At 64.7% G+C, this 13,949-nt stretch carries 13 protein-coding genes and 1 pseudogene; 7 read left to right on the top strand and 7 right to left on the bottom strand.

Going from position 1 to position 13,949, the window contains the following annotated elements:
• Nucleotides 1-41: 41 nt before the first annotated feature.
• On the bottom strand, nt 42-1,838 hold the full coding sequence (locus EL22_RS10980) for a M23 family metallopeptidase (RefSeq protein WP_231587931.1): 1,797 nt from the start codon (nt 1,836-1,838) through the stop codon (nt 42-44).
• On the opposite strand from EL22_RS10980, the gene EL22_RS10975 reads away from it, so the two are divergent.
• Both EL22_RS10975 and EL22_RS10970 read left to right on the top strand, forming a co-directional pair.
• Nucleotides 1,837-2,814, top strand: coding sequence for a helix-turn-helix transcriptional regulator (locus EL22_RS10975; protein WP_050051535.1), 978 nt, complete (start codon nt 1,837-1,839; stop codon nt 2,812-2,814). The genes EL22_RS10980 and EL22_RS10975 overlap by 2 nt on opposite strands.
• A 211-nt stretch (nt 2,815-3,025) precedes the next feature.
• Nucleotides 3,026-3,858 (top strand): annotated as a pseudogene (locus EL22_RS10970) (PspA/IM30 family protein).
• A 45-nt stretch (nt 3,859-3,903) separates the two neighbouring features.
• Here the strand turns inward: EL22_RS10970 and EL22_RS10965 are convergent.
• Entirely contained in the window at nt 3,904-4,401 is a 498-nt protein-coding gene (locus tag EL22_RS10965) for an FxLYD domain-containing protein (RefSeq protein ID WP_394298905.1), read from the bottom strand.
• 295 nt (nt 4,402-4,696) lie between these two features.
• Here EL22_RS10965 and EL22_RS10960 point away from each other — a divergent pair, with 295 nt between their 5' ends.
• Both EL22_RS10960 and EL22_RS10955 read left to right on the top strand, forming a co-directional pair.
• On the top strand, nt 4,697-5,752 hold the full coding sequence (locus EL22_RS10960; RefSeq protein ID WP_050051533.1) for a hypothetical protein: 1,056 nt from the start codon (nt 4,697-4,699) through the stop codon (nt 5,750-5,752).
• 129 nt (nt 5,753-5,881) lie between these two features.
• Entirely contained in the window at nt 5,882-6,919 is a 1,038-nt protein-coding gene (locus EL22_RS10955; protein WP_050051532.1) for a hypothetical protein, read from the top strand.
• Between the two features lie 12 nt (nt 6,920-6,931).
• Here EL22_RS10955 and EL22_RS10950 read toward each other — a convergent pair whose 3' ends face one another.
• The 4 genes from EL22_RS10950 to EL22_RS10935 form a co-directional block, all read right to left on the bottom strand.
• Nucleotides 6,932-7,972, bottom strand: coding sequence for a dipeptide epimerase (locus EL22_RS10950; protein ID WP_050051531.1), 1,041 nt, complete (start codon nt 7,970-7,972; stop codon nt 6,932-6,934).
• Entirely contained in the window at nt 7,969-8,985 is a 1,017-nt protein-coding gene (locus tag EL22_RS10945) for a DUF1611 domain-containing protein (RefSeq protein ID WP_050051530.1), read from the bottom strand. Before EL22_RS10945 ends, EL22_RS10950 begins: the two co-directional genes overlap by 4 nt.
• Nucleotides 8,986-9,062: 77 nt before the next feature.
• Nucleotides 9,063-10,004 carry a Vms1/Ankzf1 family peptidyl-tRNA hydrolase gene (locus tag EL22_RS10940; RefSeq protein WP_050051529.1) on the bottom strand — a complete coding sequence of 314 codons (942 nt, stop codon included), beginning with the start codon at nt 10,002-10,004 and terminating at the stop codon, nt 9,063-9,065.
• A 28-nt stretch (nt 10,005-10,032) separates the two neighbouring features.
• Nucleotides 10,033-10,416 (bottom strand): DUF5802 family protein, encoded by a 384-nt coding sequence (locus EL22_RS10935; RefSeq protein ID WP_050051528.1) that lies wholly within the window; start codon nt 10,414-10,416, stop codon nt 10,033-10,035.
• 242 nt (nt 10,417-10,658) lie between these two features.
• On the opposite strand from EL22_RS10935, the gene EL22_RS10930 reads away from it, so the two are divergent.
• Both EL22_RS10930 and EL22_RS10925 read left to right on the top strand, forming a co-directional pair.
• Nucleotides 10,659-11,783, top strand: a complete 1,125-nt coding sequence (locus EL22_RS10930; protein WP_050051527.1) for a hypothetical protein — start codon at nt 10,659-10,661, stop codon at nt 11,781-11,783.
• A gap of 107 nt (nt 11,784-11,890) precedes the next feature.
• Nucleotides 11,891-12,655: a metalloregulator ArsR/SmtB family transcription factor gene (locus EL22_RS10925; RefSeq protein WP_050051526.1), complete on the top strand. Its 765-nt coding sequence runs from the start codon at nt 11,891-11,893 to the stop codon at nt 12,653-12,655.
• A gap of 205 nt (nt 12,656-12,860) precedes the next feature.
• Here EL22_RS10925 and EL22_RS10920 read toward each other — a convergent pair whose 3' ends face one another.
• Nucleotides 12,861-13,520 (bottom strand): hypothetical protein, encoded by a 660-nt coding sequence (locus tag EL22_RS10920; RefSeq protein WP_050051525.1) that lies wholly within the window; start codon nt 13,518-13,520, stop codon nt 12,861-12,863.
• A 25-nt stretch (nt 13,521-13,545) separates the two neighbouring features.
• On the opposite strand from EL22_RS10920, the gene EL22_RS18485 reads away from it, so the two are divergent.
• Nucleotides 13,546-13,911 carry a hypothetical protein gene (locus EL22_RS18485; RefSeq protein WP_231587930.1) on the top strand — a complete coding sequence of 122 codons (366 nt, stop codon included), beginning with the start codon at nt 13,546-13,548 and terminating at the stop codon, nt 13,909-13,911.
• The last annotated feature ends 38 nt before the right edge of the window (nt 13,912-13,949 follow it).

Raw genomic sequence — 13,949 nt, 5'->3', positions numbered from 1 at the left:
GCGTCATCGGTTCTCGAGGCGGTCGGCGACGGTCGGCTGGATCAGGCGGTCGCGGGGGAGACGACGCCGCGAAACGACTCGCGCAACTGTCGCCTGTCGTACTCGCCGGCGGCGGCGTCGACGATGAACCCGAGCAGGAAGGCCGATACGCCGAGGGTGCGCGGGCCGAAACCGACCGCTGGGTCGGTCAGCCCGTACCACGCCACGGCCGCACCAACTGCGGCGATGCCGGCGGCGGTTCCAACTGCTTCGAGTCGACGCTCGAGTCTCCCGTCGGCGTCGTGTATGGACCGGTCTGCGATCCTCGCGAGCGGAGCGGCCGCCGCGGCGACGCCGAGGAGTCCGGCGACGGTCAGCGGGGAGACGAAAATCGACGCAACGACCGCCGCGACGCCGCCGACGCAGGCTCCGAAGCCGATCCGTCCGAGCGCGACGCTCGCCGGGCGACGGCGATTCGCTTTCGCTCCCGTGGCGATCTCGCGGCGCCGGTCGTCGGGAGCGTCGCTGTCGGCCCGGTCCGCGTCGGCGTCGTGGCCGACGTGGGCCACGCGCTGACCGGCGGTGAGGAAGGCTCGAGCGCGGTAGGTGCCGTCCGCCAAATCCCCGGGAAGCGCGACGTTGCGTGCACCGCCATCGTCCCCGCTCGCGCCGAGGTACGGTTCGGTGATCGGCGCCTCGGCACCGGGCCACTCGAAGGCGACATCGTCGAAGGCGATCGGCCGACTCGTCGCGAGCGCGAAGTTCGGCTGATCCTGCAGTTGGAAGTGCAGGTGGGGCTCCGAGGAGTTCCCGGAGTGGCCACAGCGGCCGACTCGCTGGCCGCGCTCGACTCGCTCTCCGGGTTCGACCGTCACGCTCCCCGGCACGAGGTGGGCCAGACAGCTATACTCGTCGGGCGCGTGCTGGATCACGACGTAGTTGCCGCGGATGTCTCGCTTGAGCGGGTGGGAGAACCCGCCCGCGCGGGACGGCTCGAGGTCGCCGTCGAAGGTGTCGATCACGACCCCATCGGCGGGCGCGAGGATCGGTTCGTCGTAGCAGTAGTAATTCTCGACGGTCGCGGCCGCGCTGTCGGGACGGGTGCTCCCCTCTGCGTCGGTGATAACGAAATCGTAGGCGTAGCGCTGATTGACCGGAAACCACGAGTGGGAGTAGTCTCGGCTGTGGCTGCCGTTGACGACCGTCCACGCGCCGTCGAAGGGCAGCCGGTAGGAGACCTGTCGGTCGGCGTCTCCGGCCTCGGGAACGGAGCCGCGGTGGCGCGCGAGCGCGAGGAGCGTGCCGAGCCACTGTCGGAAGTCCTGGGCCAGGACGAAGGGGTTGAGAAACGTCAACGGAATCGAAAGCAGCCAGACGGCGTACTCGCTCCAGTGGCCCATGTCGATCCAGTCGGTCGGCTCGACGGCCTCGTCCGCGTCGGTCCCCCGTTGCAACACCGCCTCGAGCAGCGGCGCGACGAACGGCCAGAGGAAGGCGAGATAGAAGATCTCGAAGACTTCCAGAACGGCAAGCGAGTCGAAGACGTAACTCGGGATCGCGAGCAGTCCCAGAAACGCCAGGTACATCGGCTCGAACGATCGAACGCGTCGTCGAAGGCGGGCGGCGAGTGACGCGGTCGCAGATTCCGCGGTCGAATTCTCGGTCATCAGTTCGACGATGGATCGGAAGGAACGTAACGGCTTTGTGAACTGCGTTTCATACTGCATATTGACACGTCCGTCGGCTCCGCTCGAGCGATCGCCCGCAGTCTCTCTGTTTTCGCCAGTCCGGCTCGAGCGGTCAACGACCATCCTCGAGTCCAGAACGATCATTGCGGCCTCGGGCGAACGAGCACTCATGGGGAGAGACGACGGGAGCGAGAACGGGAACGACGGGGACGTAAACCGGAACGACGAAAGCGCGAACGGTGACGATCGGGACGGGGTTCGGGAGGCGTTCTCGCTGCTCGGACACGAGATTCGCCTCGACATCCTGCTGGCGCTGCTCGAGGACTGGCATGCCGTCTACACGGAGCCGAAGTCCTACGCCGAGTTGATGGGGGCGGTCGGACTGCGCGACAGCGGGCAGTTCAACTACCACCTCGACAAGCTTCGGGGAGTCTACGTCAGGAAACTCGAGGACGGCTACGTCCCGACGGCGAGCGTGACGGCGCTGTACCGAACCGTCCTCGCACACCGCCCGACCGAGCACCTCGAGTACGGGCCAGCCGCGATCGATTCGGCGTGTCCCCGTTGTGACCAAGCGCCGGTGGTGCGGTACGATCGGGGGTTCGCAACCGTCGATTGTGCGGCCTGTGAGTGGACCGGCTTCACCTACCCGTTCCCGAAAAACGGCCTCGAGGGCCGCGACGCCGACGCGATCGCCGACGCGGTCACCCGCCGTGCTGGGCGCGACATCGACCTGGCACGGACTGGCCAGTGTCCGTTCTGCGCCGGGACGACGACCGTCGACCTCCGCCTCGAGGCTCTCCGGGACGAGGGCGACGACGAGGACGCCGACGGCGATCGGATCGCCGCCGAAGTGGACGGTCACTGGGTCGAAATCGTCTGCGACGATTGCACATTTCTCGTCGGTGTGGACCCGCTCGGGGCGCTGCTCGCCGACGGTCGCGTCGTGGGCGCGCTCGCCGAGGCCGGTCTCGAGCCCGACCGCTACGACTGGGAGCAGCCGACGCCGACCGCACGCGTCGAGTCGCGGGACCCAGCGCGGCTCGGCCTCGAGGTCGAACTCGAGGACGAGGACGGAATCGTGCGGACGGCGACGATAGTGGTCGACGATACGTTCGCGGTTCGCTCGCTGGCGGTCGATCCGTAGCCGTCTCTCGGGGCGGTTGATCCGTAGCCGTCTCTCGGGGCGGTCGATCCGTAGCCGTCGCTCGGGGCGGTCGAACCGTGGTCGTCACTCGAGACGTTCGGACGGCGAGAATCGCCTCTCGAGCGGCGGTAACCGGCTCGAACCGCCTGGAGTTGTCTCGGACTGTTATCGAAGTGATGTTTTTAAGGGTGACGAGCGATAGCTAGGGAGTATGGGCATCCTCTCTCGGACCTCGTACGTCATCCGGTCGAAAATCAACTCGGTGCTCAACCGAGCCGAGGACCCGACCGAAACGCTCGATTACTCCTACGAGCAGATGCGCGACCAGCTCCAGGACGTCAAGCGAGGGATCGCCGATCTCACCACGCAGAAAAAGCGCCTCGAGATGCAAAAACGCCGGCTCGAGGACAACGTCGACAAGCACAACGAGCAGGCCCGGACCGCGGTCGAGCAGGACCGCGAAGACCTCGCTCGACGCGCCCTCGAGAAGAAAAAGACGAAGATGAACCAGATCGAGGATCTGGAACGGCAGGTCTCCGAGCTCCAGAGCCAGCAGGACCGGCTCATCGAGCAGAAAGACGAACTCCAGAGCCGGATCGAGGAGTTCCGAACGAAAAAGGAGACGATGAAAGCGCGCTACGAGGCCGCCGAGGCGAGTTCGACGGTCTCGGAGGCGATGACAGCCACCGGCGAGGAGTTCGAGGACGTCGGCCGCGCGATCGAACGCGCCGAAGAACAGACCGAGGACATGGAAGCGCGCTCTGCCGCCATGGACGAACTCCACGAGACGGGCGCGTTCGACGACGTGCTCTCCGATAAGGACAACATCGACCGCGAACTCGAGGAACTCTCGACCGACAGCGGCGTCGAGGCCGAACTCGAGACGCTCAAATCCGATGTCGCGCCGGCGAATCCGAATCCGAACCGGCCCCCGAGACGACCGACGACGAACTCGAGGACCTCGACGCGGACGTATCCAACACGGACGTTTCCGACGAAGAAGTCGAATCCGAACTCGCGGAGTTACAGGACGAGGAGAACTGAGAGCGGGCTTTTTTGCCTCGAGCGCTCCGTCTCGAATCGCTCGCGCTACGCTGGCGTTCCGAGGACGGCGATATCGTAGTCGGCGATGTCCGCGGGCGACTCGAGGAGGATGACCTGGAACGCCCACGAGGTTCCGCCGTCGAGGTCCCCGGTCGAGTCGAAGTACTGACCGAGTTGCGCCCCGGTTTCGTCGTAGACCCGGACCCGGACTTCGACGAGTTCGATCCTGTCTGTCCCCTCGTTTTGGACGGTTCCCTGAACGGTCGAGCCGAGGTACCCGCTCTCGAAGACAAACTCGTGATCGACCACCTCGAGCGAGTCGACCGGCGTCACGCCGCTCGCGCGTTGTCCCTCCGCAGCGCTCTGGGCGGTCGCCATCTCCGCGTTCGTTCGCGCCTCGCCGTCGACGTCGCCGACCTCACCGCCTTCGTACTGGGGTTCGGTTCCGACATCGACGCCGCTGCAACCGGCGAGGCTCGCGGTGGTCACCCCGCCGATCGTCGCGAGGAGTTTCCGACGACGTATCCGTTCTGTAGACATCAGTATGCTCGACCTCGGCCCCTGGGCTGTCGTCGTCGTCCCGCGACGTCGGTTCTAACCCGTCGACGGACGAGAGTCCCTCGTGACCACCGATCGGCTCGAGCGCTCCGACGCTCGGGCGCTCCCCGGATCCGACTGACTCGATACCCGTCATCGATCATACCCCAACGCACGCGATGGATCCATTTGAGTGTAGGGCCTGAACGAGTCGTGTACCGGGTTGAACTGGCGATCCAAACGGCGCTGTCATTGTTTGCAACGCCGACCATTATTGCTGCCGAGAGTGACCGTTTGTCGCATGGGGTCTTCCGACCGAGACGAACCGCTCGAATCCTCCAGCGGCGATACTGGCGATCGAACGGATCTCTCGACGCGGGTTCGCGAGTGGGTGCTAATCGAGGGGGATCGACTGTTCATCACGATCTCGCTCACGCTCGCGACGTTCGTCCTGTTTTTCACGCTGAACGAACTCGGGGTCGTCTCGTTCGTCAACGAGGGGTCGGTCACGAGGGTCGCGAGCGGGCTGATAGCCGGGACGTTCTCGCTCGTCACGCTCGTCGTCTCGATCAACCAACTGATCCTCTCACAGGAGTTCGCGACCGCGGGAGAGGTCCGCTCGGAACTCGAGGGCGTCGTGGAGTTTCGACGCGACCTCGAGGAGCGAACGGACGTTCCGGCGAGTCCGGCAGCACCGACGCGGATCCTCGAGGTACTCGTCGAAGCGGTCCATCAGCGCGCTGCCGATCTCGAAACGGCGATCGATGGGCACGACGATTCCGCGCTCGAGGATCGAGTCGATCGGTACGTTGCGAGCGTCCAGACGAGCGCCGAACGGCTCGACGAGACGCTCGAGAAAACTTCGTTCGGAACGTTCAACGCGGTTTCCGCGCTGATCGAGTACGACAACGATCGGCAGGTGTACGCCGCGAGATTTCTGCGGGGCCAGCACGCGTCGAACCTCTCGGAGGGGCAACGAGCGGCCTTCGACGACCTGATCGAAACGCTCCGACTGTTCGACATCGCACAGGAACACTTCAAGACGACCTACCTCCAGCGAGAGTTGACCCGGTTTTCGCAACTGACGATCTACTCCGGCGTTCCCGCGATCCTCGCCGCGATCACCATCGGCTTGCTCTACGCGGATATCGGTGGTGCGAGCGTCGCCGTTCGGTCCCTCCCGCTCCTCGTCAGCGCGCTCATCGCCGTCGTCGTCTCGCCGCTCGCGCTTTTGGTCGCGTACATTCTCCGAACCGCGACCGTCACGCGGCGGACGGCGTCGGTCGGACCGATGTTGCCCCAGAAAGATCCCGACGACGGACCGCTCGAGGTCTGGTCCGACGAGCGCGAGCGGTGACAGACGGCGCGAGCGAACGCTGGCGTTCGACGACCATCGTAATATCGTCGTCGACGAACGTTCCAATCGACGGCGGCTAACCCGATCAATAGCTATTTCCACACCGTCGTCGACTACTGGAGTACACCGATGAGCGACGACAATTCGCAGCCGAGCGACACCATGGCCGAGCGAAGCGTCGACTCGACGTGGAAGTATACGTTGCTCTTGAACGCCAACCGATGGCTCGTCACCGCCGGTCTCATGCTGTTCGTCTTCGTCGGATTGCTCGTCGCAAACCTGCTTAGTCCCGTCTCGCTCAGAACGCTCATCGAGGCGTCTGACCCCGTCGAGACGCTGTTTCAGGCGCTCGTCACCGCCTTGATCACCGGCGTCACGCTCGTCGTCTCGATCAACTCGCTGGTCCTCTCTCAGGAACTCGGGGCCGTCGCAGACCAACGCGAACGGCTCGAGGGATCGATGGAGTTTCGCAAGAACGTCGAGTCGTCGATCGATTCGCCGGTGAGTCCGCCGGAACCGTCGTCGTTCCTCCAGGCGATAGTCACGGCCTCCTCGAAGCGCGCTGAGGAGTTTCGCGACGCTGTTTCGGATAGCCGTGACGAGGAACTCGTCGAGCGGGTCGACGACTTCGTCGACAACCTGACGACGCACGCAGATTCCATCCGAAACGATCTCGAGGACGCACAGTTCGGAACGTACGCCGTCGTGAAGTCAGCGCTCGATTACAACTACTCGTGGAAAATTTTCCGCGCGCGCCGGATCAAGGAATCACACGCCGACTCGTTCACCGACGACGCGAGCGATGCCTACGATAAGTTACTCGAGTCGCTGAAGCTGTTCGGCATCACTCGCGAACACTTCAAGACGCTTTACTTCCAGTGGGAACTCATCAACCTCTCACGGGCGATGATGTACGTCGCGGTGCCGGCGCTGCTCGTCACCACCGCGATGTTGCTCTTTTTCGATGCGGCCGCTGCCAGCGGATCCGTCCTTGGAATCGACGTTCTCGTATGGATCGTCGTCACTGCGACGACGATCGCCGTCACCCCGTTCTTGGTGTTGATCGCCTACATCCTCCGGATCGCGACGATGGCCAAACGCACGCTCGCCATCGGCCCGTTTATCCTCCGGGAGTCCGGACGCGGCGAGGACATCGACTGGGAGTAACCTGAAAACCAATTACCTAACCGCGCCCGTTCCCGGCCGCTCGAGTCCCGCTAAATCGATTTCTCCGCCGGGCATCGGGACGCCGTCGTAGGGGTCCTCGGCGAGCAGGAGCGAGCCGTCGAGGTCGGCGTAGTCGAGCAACGGCGCGAGGTGGGCGGCCGGCGCGATGGAGGCGTTCGACTCAGTCATACAGCCGCCCATTACTTCGAGCCCGTGCGCTCGAGCGGCGTGGACGAGCCGGATCGCCTCGCGGAGTCCGCCGCACTTGGCGAGTTTCAGGTTCACGATGTCACAGCGGTCGGCGATCTTCGGCACGTCGGTGCTGACCAGACAGGACTCGTCGGCGGCGATCGGGAGCCTCGAGCGTTCGTACACGTACTTCAGACCCTCGGGGTTCTCCGCTGGAACCGGCTGTTCGACGAACTCGAGGCCGTACGGCGCGAGTCGATCGATCGTCTCGACGGCCTCTTTGGGCGTCCAGGCCTCGTTCGCGTCGACGAACAGTCGCGCGTTCGGGGCCGCCTCGCGAATCGTGCGAACGATCTCCTCGTCCCTGTCGGTGCCGAGCTTGACTTTGAGCGTGCCGAACCCGCGCTCTCTGGCCGCGTCGGTCTTCTCGCGCATCGTCTGCGTGTCGTCGATCCCGATGGTGTAGGAGCTCTCGGGAGTCTCCGTCGGGTCGAGTCCCCAGTACCGGTAGAGCGGAATCTCGAGGCGTTTGGTCGCGAGGTCGTAGAGCGCGATGCTCACCGCGGTTCGCGCCGCCGGATTCCGCCGGATGGACTCGCGCATGCGGCGTTCGATCCGCTCTAACTGGTGGATGTCGCCAACCTCCTCGACGATCTCGAGGAGGTCCGGTACCACCGCCTCGACGGTCGCCGCTGTCTCGCCGTAGTGTCTCGTCGGGGCCGCGCCGCCGACGCCGACGACCCCCTCGTCGTCCTGGATTCGAACGAAGACGACCTCGGTGTCGGTGGCGGTCCCGCGGGCGATCGAAAAGGGCCGCTCGAGCGCGAGCGTCCAGCGCTCGATTTCGGTCGCGAATTCGCTCATAGGATCGCCTCGAGGATCGGGTCCGCGCCGAACCGGACGACATCCGACGCGGGTGCGCCGAGTTCGTCTCCGTAGGCCTCGAGTTCGCGGCGGGCGGCCGTTTCGTCGTCGATCCCCGCGGTGTTGAGCGCGCCCGCGGCGACCGTCGTCTCGCGAACCGGCGACGCGAGGTCCTCGTAGAGATCGACGTAGGTCGGAATCGACGGCAGGGAGAACGACTCGTAGCCGTGGATGACCTCTCGCCCGGCGTCGTGACAGAGCACGAGTCGGTCGGCCATCGCGCCGTGGAGGATGCCACAGGTCACCGCGGAGTAGGCCGGGTGGACGATCGACCCCTGTCCCTCGACGAAGAGATAGTCGTGCTCGTCGCCCTTCTCGACGATCATCTCCTCGACGGCACCGGCGGCGAAATCGCTGACGACGCGGTCGATCGGATTCCCCCAGCCCTCGATCATGATTCCGGTCTGGCCGGTCGGGATCACCGCGGCGTCGTGTCCCGCCTCGCGGGCCGCGCGGGCCAGTTCCATCGAGACCGTCATCTTGCCGACCGAGCAGTCGGTCCCGACCGTCAGGATCACGTCGGCGTCCACGTCGGCCGCTTTCCCCTCGCTGACCGTCAGATCGACCGGTGGCTTGCGCACGTCCCAGATGTCACAGTCGTTTTCGGCCGCGAGCGCGGCGAACTCCGCGTCGTCGGCGAGGAAGTAGTGAAGTCCCGAGATCACGTCGCAACCGCGCTCGAGCGCGGTTCGAACGTCGTCGCGCCAGCTCTCGTCGAACCCGCCGCCGATGGGGGCGATGCCGACCACCAGCGCGTCGACGGGTTCGTCGACGTCGCTCATCCGCGAGACGATCGGCGCGTCCTGTACGTCACGAACCAGATCGGCGACTCGAGTCCCCGCGTTGTCACGGTCGAGGACCGCGACGGCTTCGTCGTCGCTGTAGCGCAGTATTCCGAGTGCGGTTTTAGCGCGGCCGGGGAACTTCTCGTGGGCCAGAATCGCGATACGCATACGGAGAGTATAGCCAGTCGGCCACTTAACGGTGGAGTTTCCGGTGAGAGAGTCGGTTGAAGCGAGACGATGTGACTTCAAAACACGCCCAGTTCGGTCGTCCAGAACGAGCGGTGGGCGTCCTCGAGGGCGGGTTTCGGGTCGCCGGTCGCGTCGACGGCGGCGCTGGCTCGCGGTTCGAACTCGCCTTCTTCGGCGAGCGTTTCGAGGACGCCGCGCTGGCCAACGAGATAGAGCGGGTTGGTGTCGAACTCGGCGAGCGTCCGGTGACAGCGCTCGAGGTGGTCGTCGATCTGGTCGTCGCGGATGCGTTCGAACCGGGCCTGGGAGAAGCCGCCTTTCGAGTGGCTCCCTTTCACGTCACTCTCGAACCCTTTGTAGTCGATCCGCTCGCCGTCCTCGTAGACGCCGAGTGCGAACAGGTCCGCTCGAACCAGCGCGAGCGCGTAGGTCCCGGTCGGGAGAAACCACTCGCGCTCGAGTTCGAAGCGATCGCCCCAGGTCGCCTCGAGGTCCCGTTCCGGACGCACCGGCGGCTCGAGGCGCACCGAAACGAGTCCGGCGTCGTCGACGCAGACGAGACAGGGATCGCCGGTTCGGGCGAGCGACGCTCGTTTGCCCAGCATCTCGGAAAGCACCCGGTCTCGCTCTCCGTCGCTTCGCGTGTCTTCCTCGCGATGCGGATCGAGAAACACCGTACACGCACCCTCCGGACCCGTCCGAACGGACTCGAGACGGTCGAGCACCTCCTCAAGTCGCGCGCCGCGAAGTCGCTCTTCGCGGCGAAACTCGACCCCGTCGTCGTCCCCCGTTCCGTCCACGCGCTCGAGTTCGCCCTCTAACTGCGCGATGCGGTCCTCGAGTCGGTTCTGGCGCTCTTCGGCATCCTGTTTCGCGGTCACGGCGGCGGCTTTCCGCTCGGATTCGGCCTCGTAGCGCTTGCGAAGTCGCTCGGCTTCGTCCTCGAGTTCGTCGATTCGGTCTTTCAGCGACGCGCGACCGAGCAACTGGTCGATCATCGAGAAAAAGCGCGAACCGGGGCCACTTTTAGGTTCCGGCGTCGGGATACTCGTTTTCCGCCCCCGCGGGCGGCCACGCACCGGCGAACTCGAGCAACTGCCGGGCACGCTCGCGGCGGGCGAGAAACACCTCCTTCAGCGACGGCGGGTTCGTGATCTGCGTTCGATCGAGGACGGATTCGGGGACCGCGAGCGTGTTTTCCGGCACGCCGTCGTCGCCGTGGACCGGAAAGTGCCCTGACTCGAGTTTCATCACGAGCGGCGCGTCGAGTCGTTCGATTCCCTCTCCAGAGGTATACACCGCGTCGTTGATCCGCTCGTGCTGGTCGGTTTGCATGGACGCGTGCTCGTCGTCCGTCGGCGTCACGTACAGTCGTCCGAGATAGTAGCTCCGCGAGAATACCTCAAACATGGCATTCGGTACCAAGGACCGAGGACTGATAACTATTCTGCAGATACGTTTATGACGAGCGCATTTCGAGCGACTGGGCGGACGGTGCCGAACCGGTTTCGGGTGTCTCCCCGGACTCGTTAGAACGACTCGCGCAAAGCAGTTTTTGAACGCTCAAACCGGATCTGCGCGGCGTATGCATTCGGGTGAAAGATGAGAACGAAGGCGTCCTTTTTTAGGAAGGTCGTTCGGAAGGGAAGGTAATGAGTGGTTCCCGCGGCATCCTCATCGTGGTACTGATCGCAGTCGTCGGTCTCGCGATCGCACCGCTCGCGACCGCGGGGTTCGCCGACCCGTTCGACGGGCCCACGAACGCCTTCGACTCCGAGATCGACGATGAAACCGGCGACCGCCCGGCCTCCGCCGCCGGCCACGCGACACAGGCCGACACCGAATCAGCCGAGAACGGGGACTCGCCCGGCACTAACGTCTCTACGTTCATGCAATCGAGCGCCGCCGAGACGGAGACGGCGGTCGACATCGGTATCTTCAACGCGAGTTACGAGAACGCCGACGACCAGGCGCGCAAATCGATCGTCACGCAGCGGGCCGGGACGCTCGAGGACCGAGTCGCGGAACTCGAGGCCGAGAGAGAACGGCTCGAATCGAACGAAGACGAGATGAACCCAGTCGCCTACGACGCCCGAATGACGCGACTGGCCGTCCAGATCTCCGCGCTCGAGAAGTCGGTCTCGACCGTCGAACAGCACGCGACGGATATCGACGCCGATGTGCCTGCACTCGAGGAACTGCACTCGAGTGCAACCTCCCTTCGGACGCCCGATGTCACGGAGGCGGCAGACGGGCTGATCGGAATCGATTTCTCCGATCCCGTCCCCGAAAGCGTTCAGGATCAGGTGAACGAATCGACGGCCGATATCGGCGACATCGATCCGGAGAGCGTTACCAACGGGTCGACCGTTCTCAGTGCGGCCGAAAACGAGACGTCACTCGCCGATAGCGCGGTGAACACGGCTGCTGTGGCCGACGGATCGATAAATGCGACCGATATACCCGGCGAACCGGTGAACGCGACCGACGCGACTGACGTGGTCGGCAGTTCGTTGAACGCGACCGACGGCTCGATACCCGTCACGAACAGGAGTGACGATGCGGAAGTACTCGAGGGGTCGATCAACGGGACGGAGGTGGTCGACTACCCGGTCGATGAATCGGCGGACGGGACTGACGACGGACACGAGCGTATCGACACCGGAGGCGACGGGGCTGAGAACGGCACTACCGAGGTCAACAAAGACGTGAACGAAAGCGATTCGGGGTCCGATGAGAGCGAGAGTGACGCGAGTTGGCTCGACGAACTCGAGTAGCCCACTCTAGGTGGGAATCGAACTGTGTCGCTGTCCCGGTTCGCCCGGCCCGGTGTCAGTCGCCGAAGCAGACACGCTTTTCAGCGGCGGCCGTCTAGGCTCGCTCGATGGACTCCGCCGCGTTGCTTGATTTGCTGGGGAACGAAAATCGGAGACGCATCCTCCGACTACTGGCCCGCAAACCGTGTTACGTCACCGAGATCTCGGAGTACCTCGGAGTGAGTCCAAAGGCGGTCATCGAACACCTCAGAAAGTTAGACGAGGCCGGACTGGTCGAGAGCCGAGTCGACGATCAACGGCGGAAGTACTTCCACATCGCCAGAAACGTCCGCCTCGAGGTGAACGTCTCGCCGTACGGTTTCGCCAGCAAGAGCGCGTACCCGGCGAACAATAGCGTCGATATCACCGCCTGCCGTCACCTCTCGGTCGACGTCGCCTCGGAAGCGGGCGACGACGTCGCCGAGGCGGACGAGGTCGCCGCCGAAACGGGCGACGTTTCCTCGGAAGCGGGCGGTGCCCCCACCGAATCGGACGACGCCACCACCGAATCGGGCGACGAACTCGAGGAGCTACTCGGAACGCTCGAGCGCCTCGAAACCCTCGAGAACGAACTCTCGCTGGCCCAGCGGTGGGTTCAGGGCAAGCTCTGTGAGACGCTCGATCAGGTATCGGAGGTCGTCGGCACTGGACCGGAGAATCGGATCTACGCCGACCTGCTCGCGAGCGTTCGCGGCGACCCCAAATCGGTCACCGAACTCGCGGCGGATATCGATACGCACCCGGAAATCGTCGCCGACTTGCTCGAGAACATGGCCGACGAGGGCGTCGTCCGGCGAACGGAGCGGGGCTGGGAACTTTCGACCGACAGCTAACGGTGGCGCGATTCTCGAGTGCGAAATCCGCGGGATCGACTGCGAACCGAGAACCGACAGCCGCCACCGGCACCTGCCGCCCGCGATACGATACTCGATGCCGACGGCTACAGCGTATTTTGTGTCTTATTTCCGCTAGTCCGGGCCCCGCAGATTAGTTGCCCGTCGATCAGTTCACACCGATCAGACCTCCGTCGACGCCCGCTCACTCGATGTCCTTCGAGAGGCCGCTTTTCAGATCGCGGCCGAAGTAGTAGCCGACGAGGCAAGCGAGCGCGCCCGTCGTGGTCCCGACCGCGAGAACCCCCTGTGGAAAGCCGAGCGAGACGAGGATCGCGAAGTTGAACGTCGCCGCGATGATCCCGACGGAGGCACCCGCTGCACCCATCTCGAGGTACCTGCGTTTCGACGCGATCAGTCCGACGAGAAACGCCGCGGCGAACATGCCGATCATCCGCCCGGCGAACGGGAGGACGGCGCTGCCGGCGATCATCCCGGCGCCGATGACCAGTACGAGTGCGAGATACGCCTTCGGCGAGAAGAAACTGGTCGGCGACAGCCGCGACAGTGAGAACAGCGACCGCACCGACGAGAGCCGCGAGCCGCTCGATTCGGAGTCCGACTCGGACTCCGAATCGGCGTCGTCGGAGCCGAACGACGGCAACCTCGAGCCTGATTCGGTACCCTCGTCCGCGAGCGCGTCGCTGGATTCGATCCCGTCGGATCGGGTCGATCGGTCGTCGGCGCGAGCGCTCGAGTCCGACGAACCGGTAGAACCCGAAAGCAGGTCGTCGGTCTCCGCTAAGAGTTCGTCGGTGGACTTCGGGTTTCGGCTCGTCGTCACCTCGTCCGAGCGGTCGCTCATGGGCGAGTATAGGCCGGCCGACACCATGGGCCTTTCCCTACGGGGCCGATCCCCGTCTCTCTTCGACCACCGTCGGCCGATCGGCGGCAGCGGTTCGATCGAGCGCTTCCGGAAAATCGACCGCGTCGGTCCCGCTGCCGACGCGATTCTCGCTGGCGCGCTTTTTTGCCGCTCCGCGTGGTGGACTCGCTCGATGGACGCGGATCTGATCGGCCTCGGGATCCTCGCACTCGCGGGCGGGCTCGCGTTCGAGTTCGCCGCCCGATACGTCTATCCGCACCTCGACGCCCCGGAGGAGTCGCTTTCCTCGCTGCGATTTCTCACCACCCTCATCGTCGGCATTCTCCTGGTACTCGGGCTCGGACTCTTCCTCCTCGGCGTGTTTAGCTAAGCCGTCGCGCTCGAAAGCGTGGCTTCAAGTCCGCTCGC

This window comes from Halostagnicola sp. A56, from assembly GCF_000691505.1.
Lineage (GTDB): Archaea > Halobacteriota > Halobacteria > Halobacteriales > Natrialbaceae > Halostagnicola.
This window is presented reverse-complemented; position numbering and strand designations above follow the sequence as displayed.

Excerpts from the sequence above, each read along its gene's own strand:
- EL22_RS10930 (WP_050051527.1), top strand. The coding sequence starts at position 10,659 with ATGAGTGGTTCCCGCGGCATCCTCATCGTGGTACTGATCGCAGTCGTC.
- EL22_RS10955 (WP_050051532.1), top strand. The coding sequence starts at position 5,882 with ATGAGCGACGACAATTCGCAGCCGAGCGACACCATGGCCGAGCGAAGC.
- EL22_RS10980 (WP_231587931.1), bottom strand. The coding sequence starts at position 1,838 with ATGAGTGCTCGTTCGCCCGAGGCCGCAATGATCGTTCTGGACTCGAGG.
- EL22_RS18485 (WP_231587930.1), top strand. The coding sequence starts at position 13,546 with ATGGGCCTTTCCCTACGGGGCCGATCCCCGTCTCTCTTCGACCACCGT.
- EL22_RS10935 (WP_050051528.1), bottom strand. The coding sequence starts at position 10,416 with ATGTTTGAGGTATTCTCGCGGAGCTACTATCTCGGACGACTGTACGTG.
- EL22_RS10940 (WP_050051529.1), bottom strand. The coding sequence starts at position 10,004 with ATGATCGACCAGTTGCTCGGTCGCGCGTCGCTGAAAGACCGAATCGAC.
- EL22_RS10975 (WP_050051535.1), top strand. The coding sequence starts at position 1,837 with ATGGGGAGAGACGACGGGAGCGAGAACGGGAACGACGGGGACGTAAAC.
- EL22_RS10925 (WP_050051526.1), top strand. The coding sequence starts at position 11,891 with ATGGACTCCGCCGCGTTGCTTGATTTGCTGGGGAACGAAAATCGGAGA.
- EL22_RS10945 (WP_050051530.1), bottom strand. The coding sequence starts at position 8,985 with ATGCGTATCGCGATTCTGGCCCACGAGAAGTTCCCCGGCCGCGCTAAA.
- EL22_RS10920 (WP_050051525.1), bottom strand. The coding sequence starts at position 13,520 with ATGAGCGACCGCTCGGACGAGGTGACGACGAGCCGAAACCCGAAGTCC.
- EL22_RS10950 (WP_050051531.1), bottom strand. The coding sequence starts at position 7,972 with ATGAGCGAATTCGCGACCGAAATCGAGCGCTGGACGCTCGCGCTCGAG.
- EL22_RS10960 (WP_050051533.1), top strand. The coding sequence starts at position 4,697 with ATGGGGTCTTCCGACCGAGACGAACCGCTCGAATCCTCCAGCGGCGAT.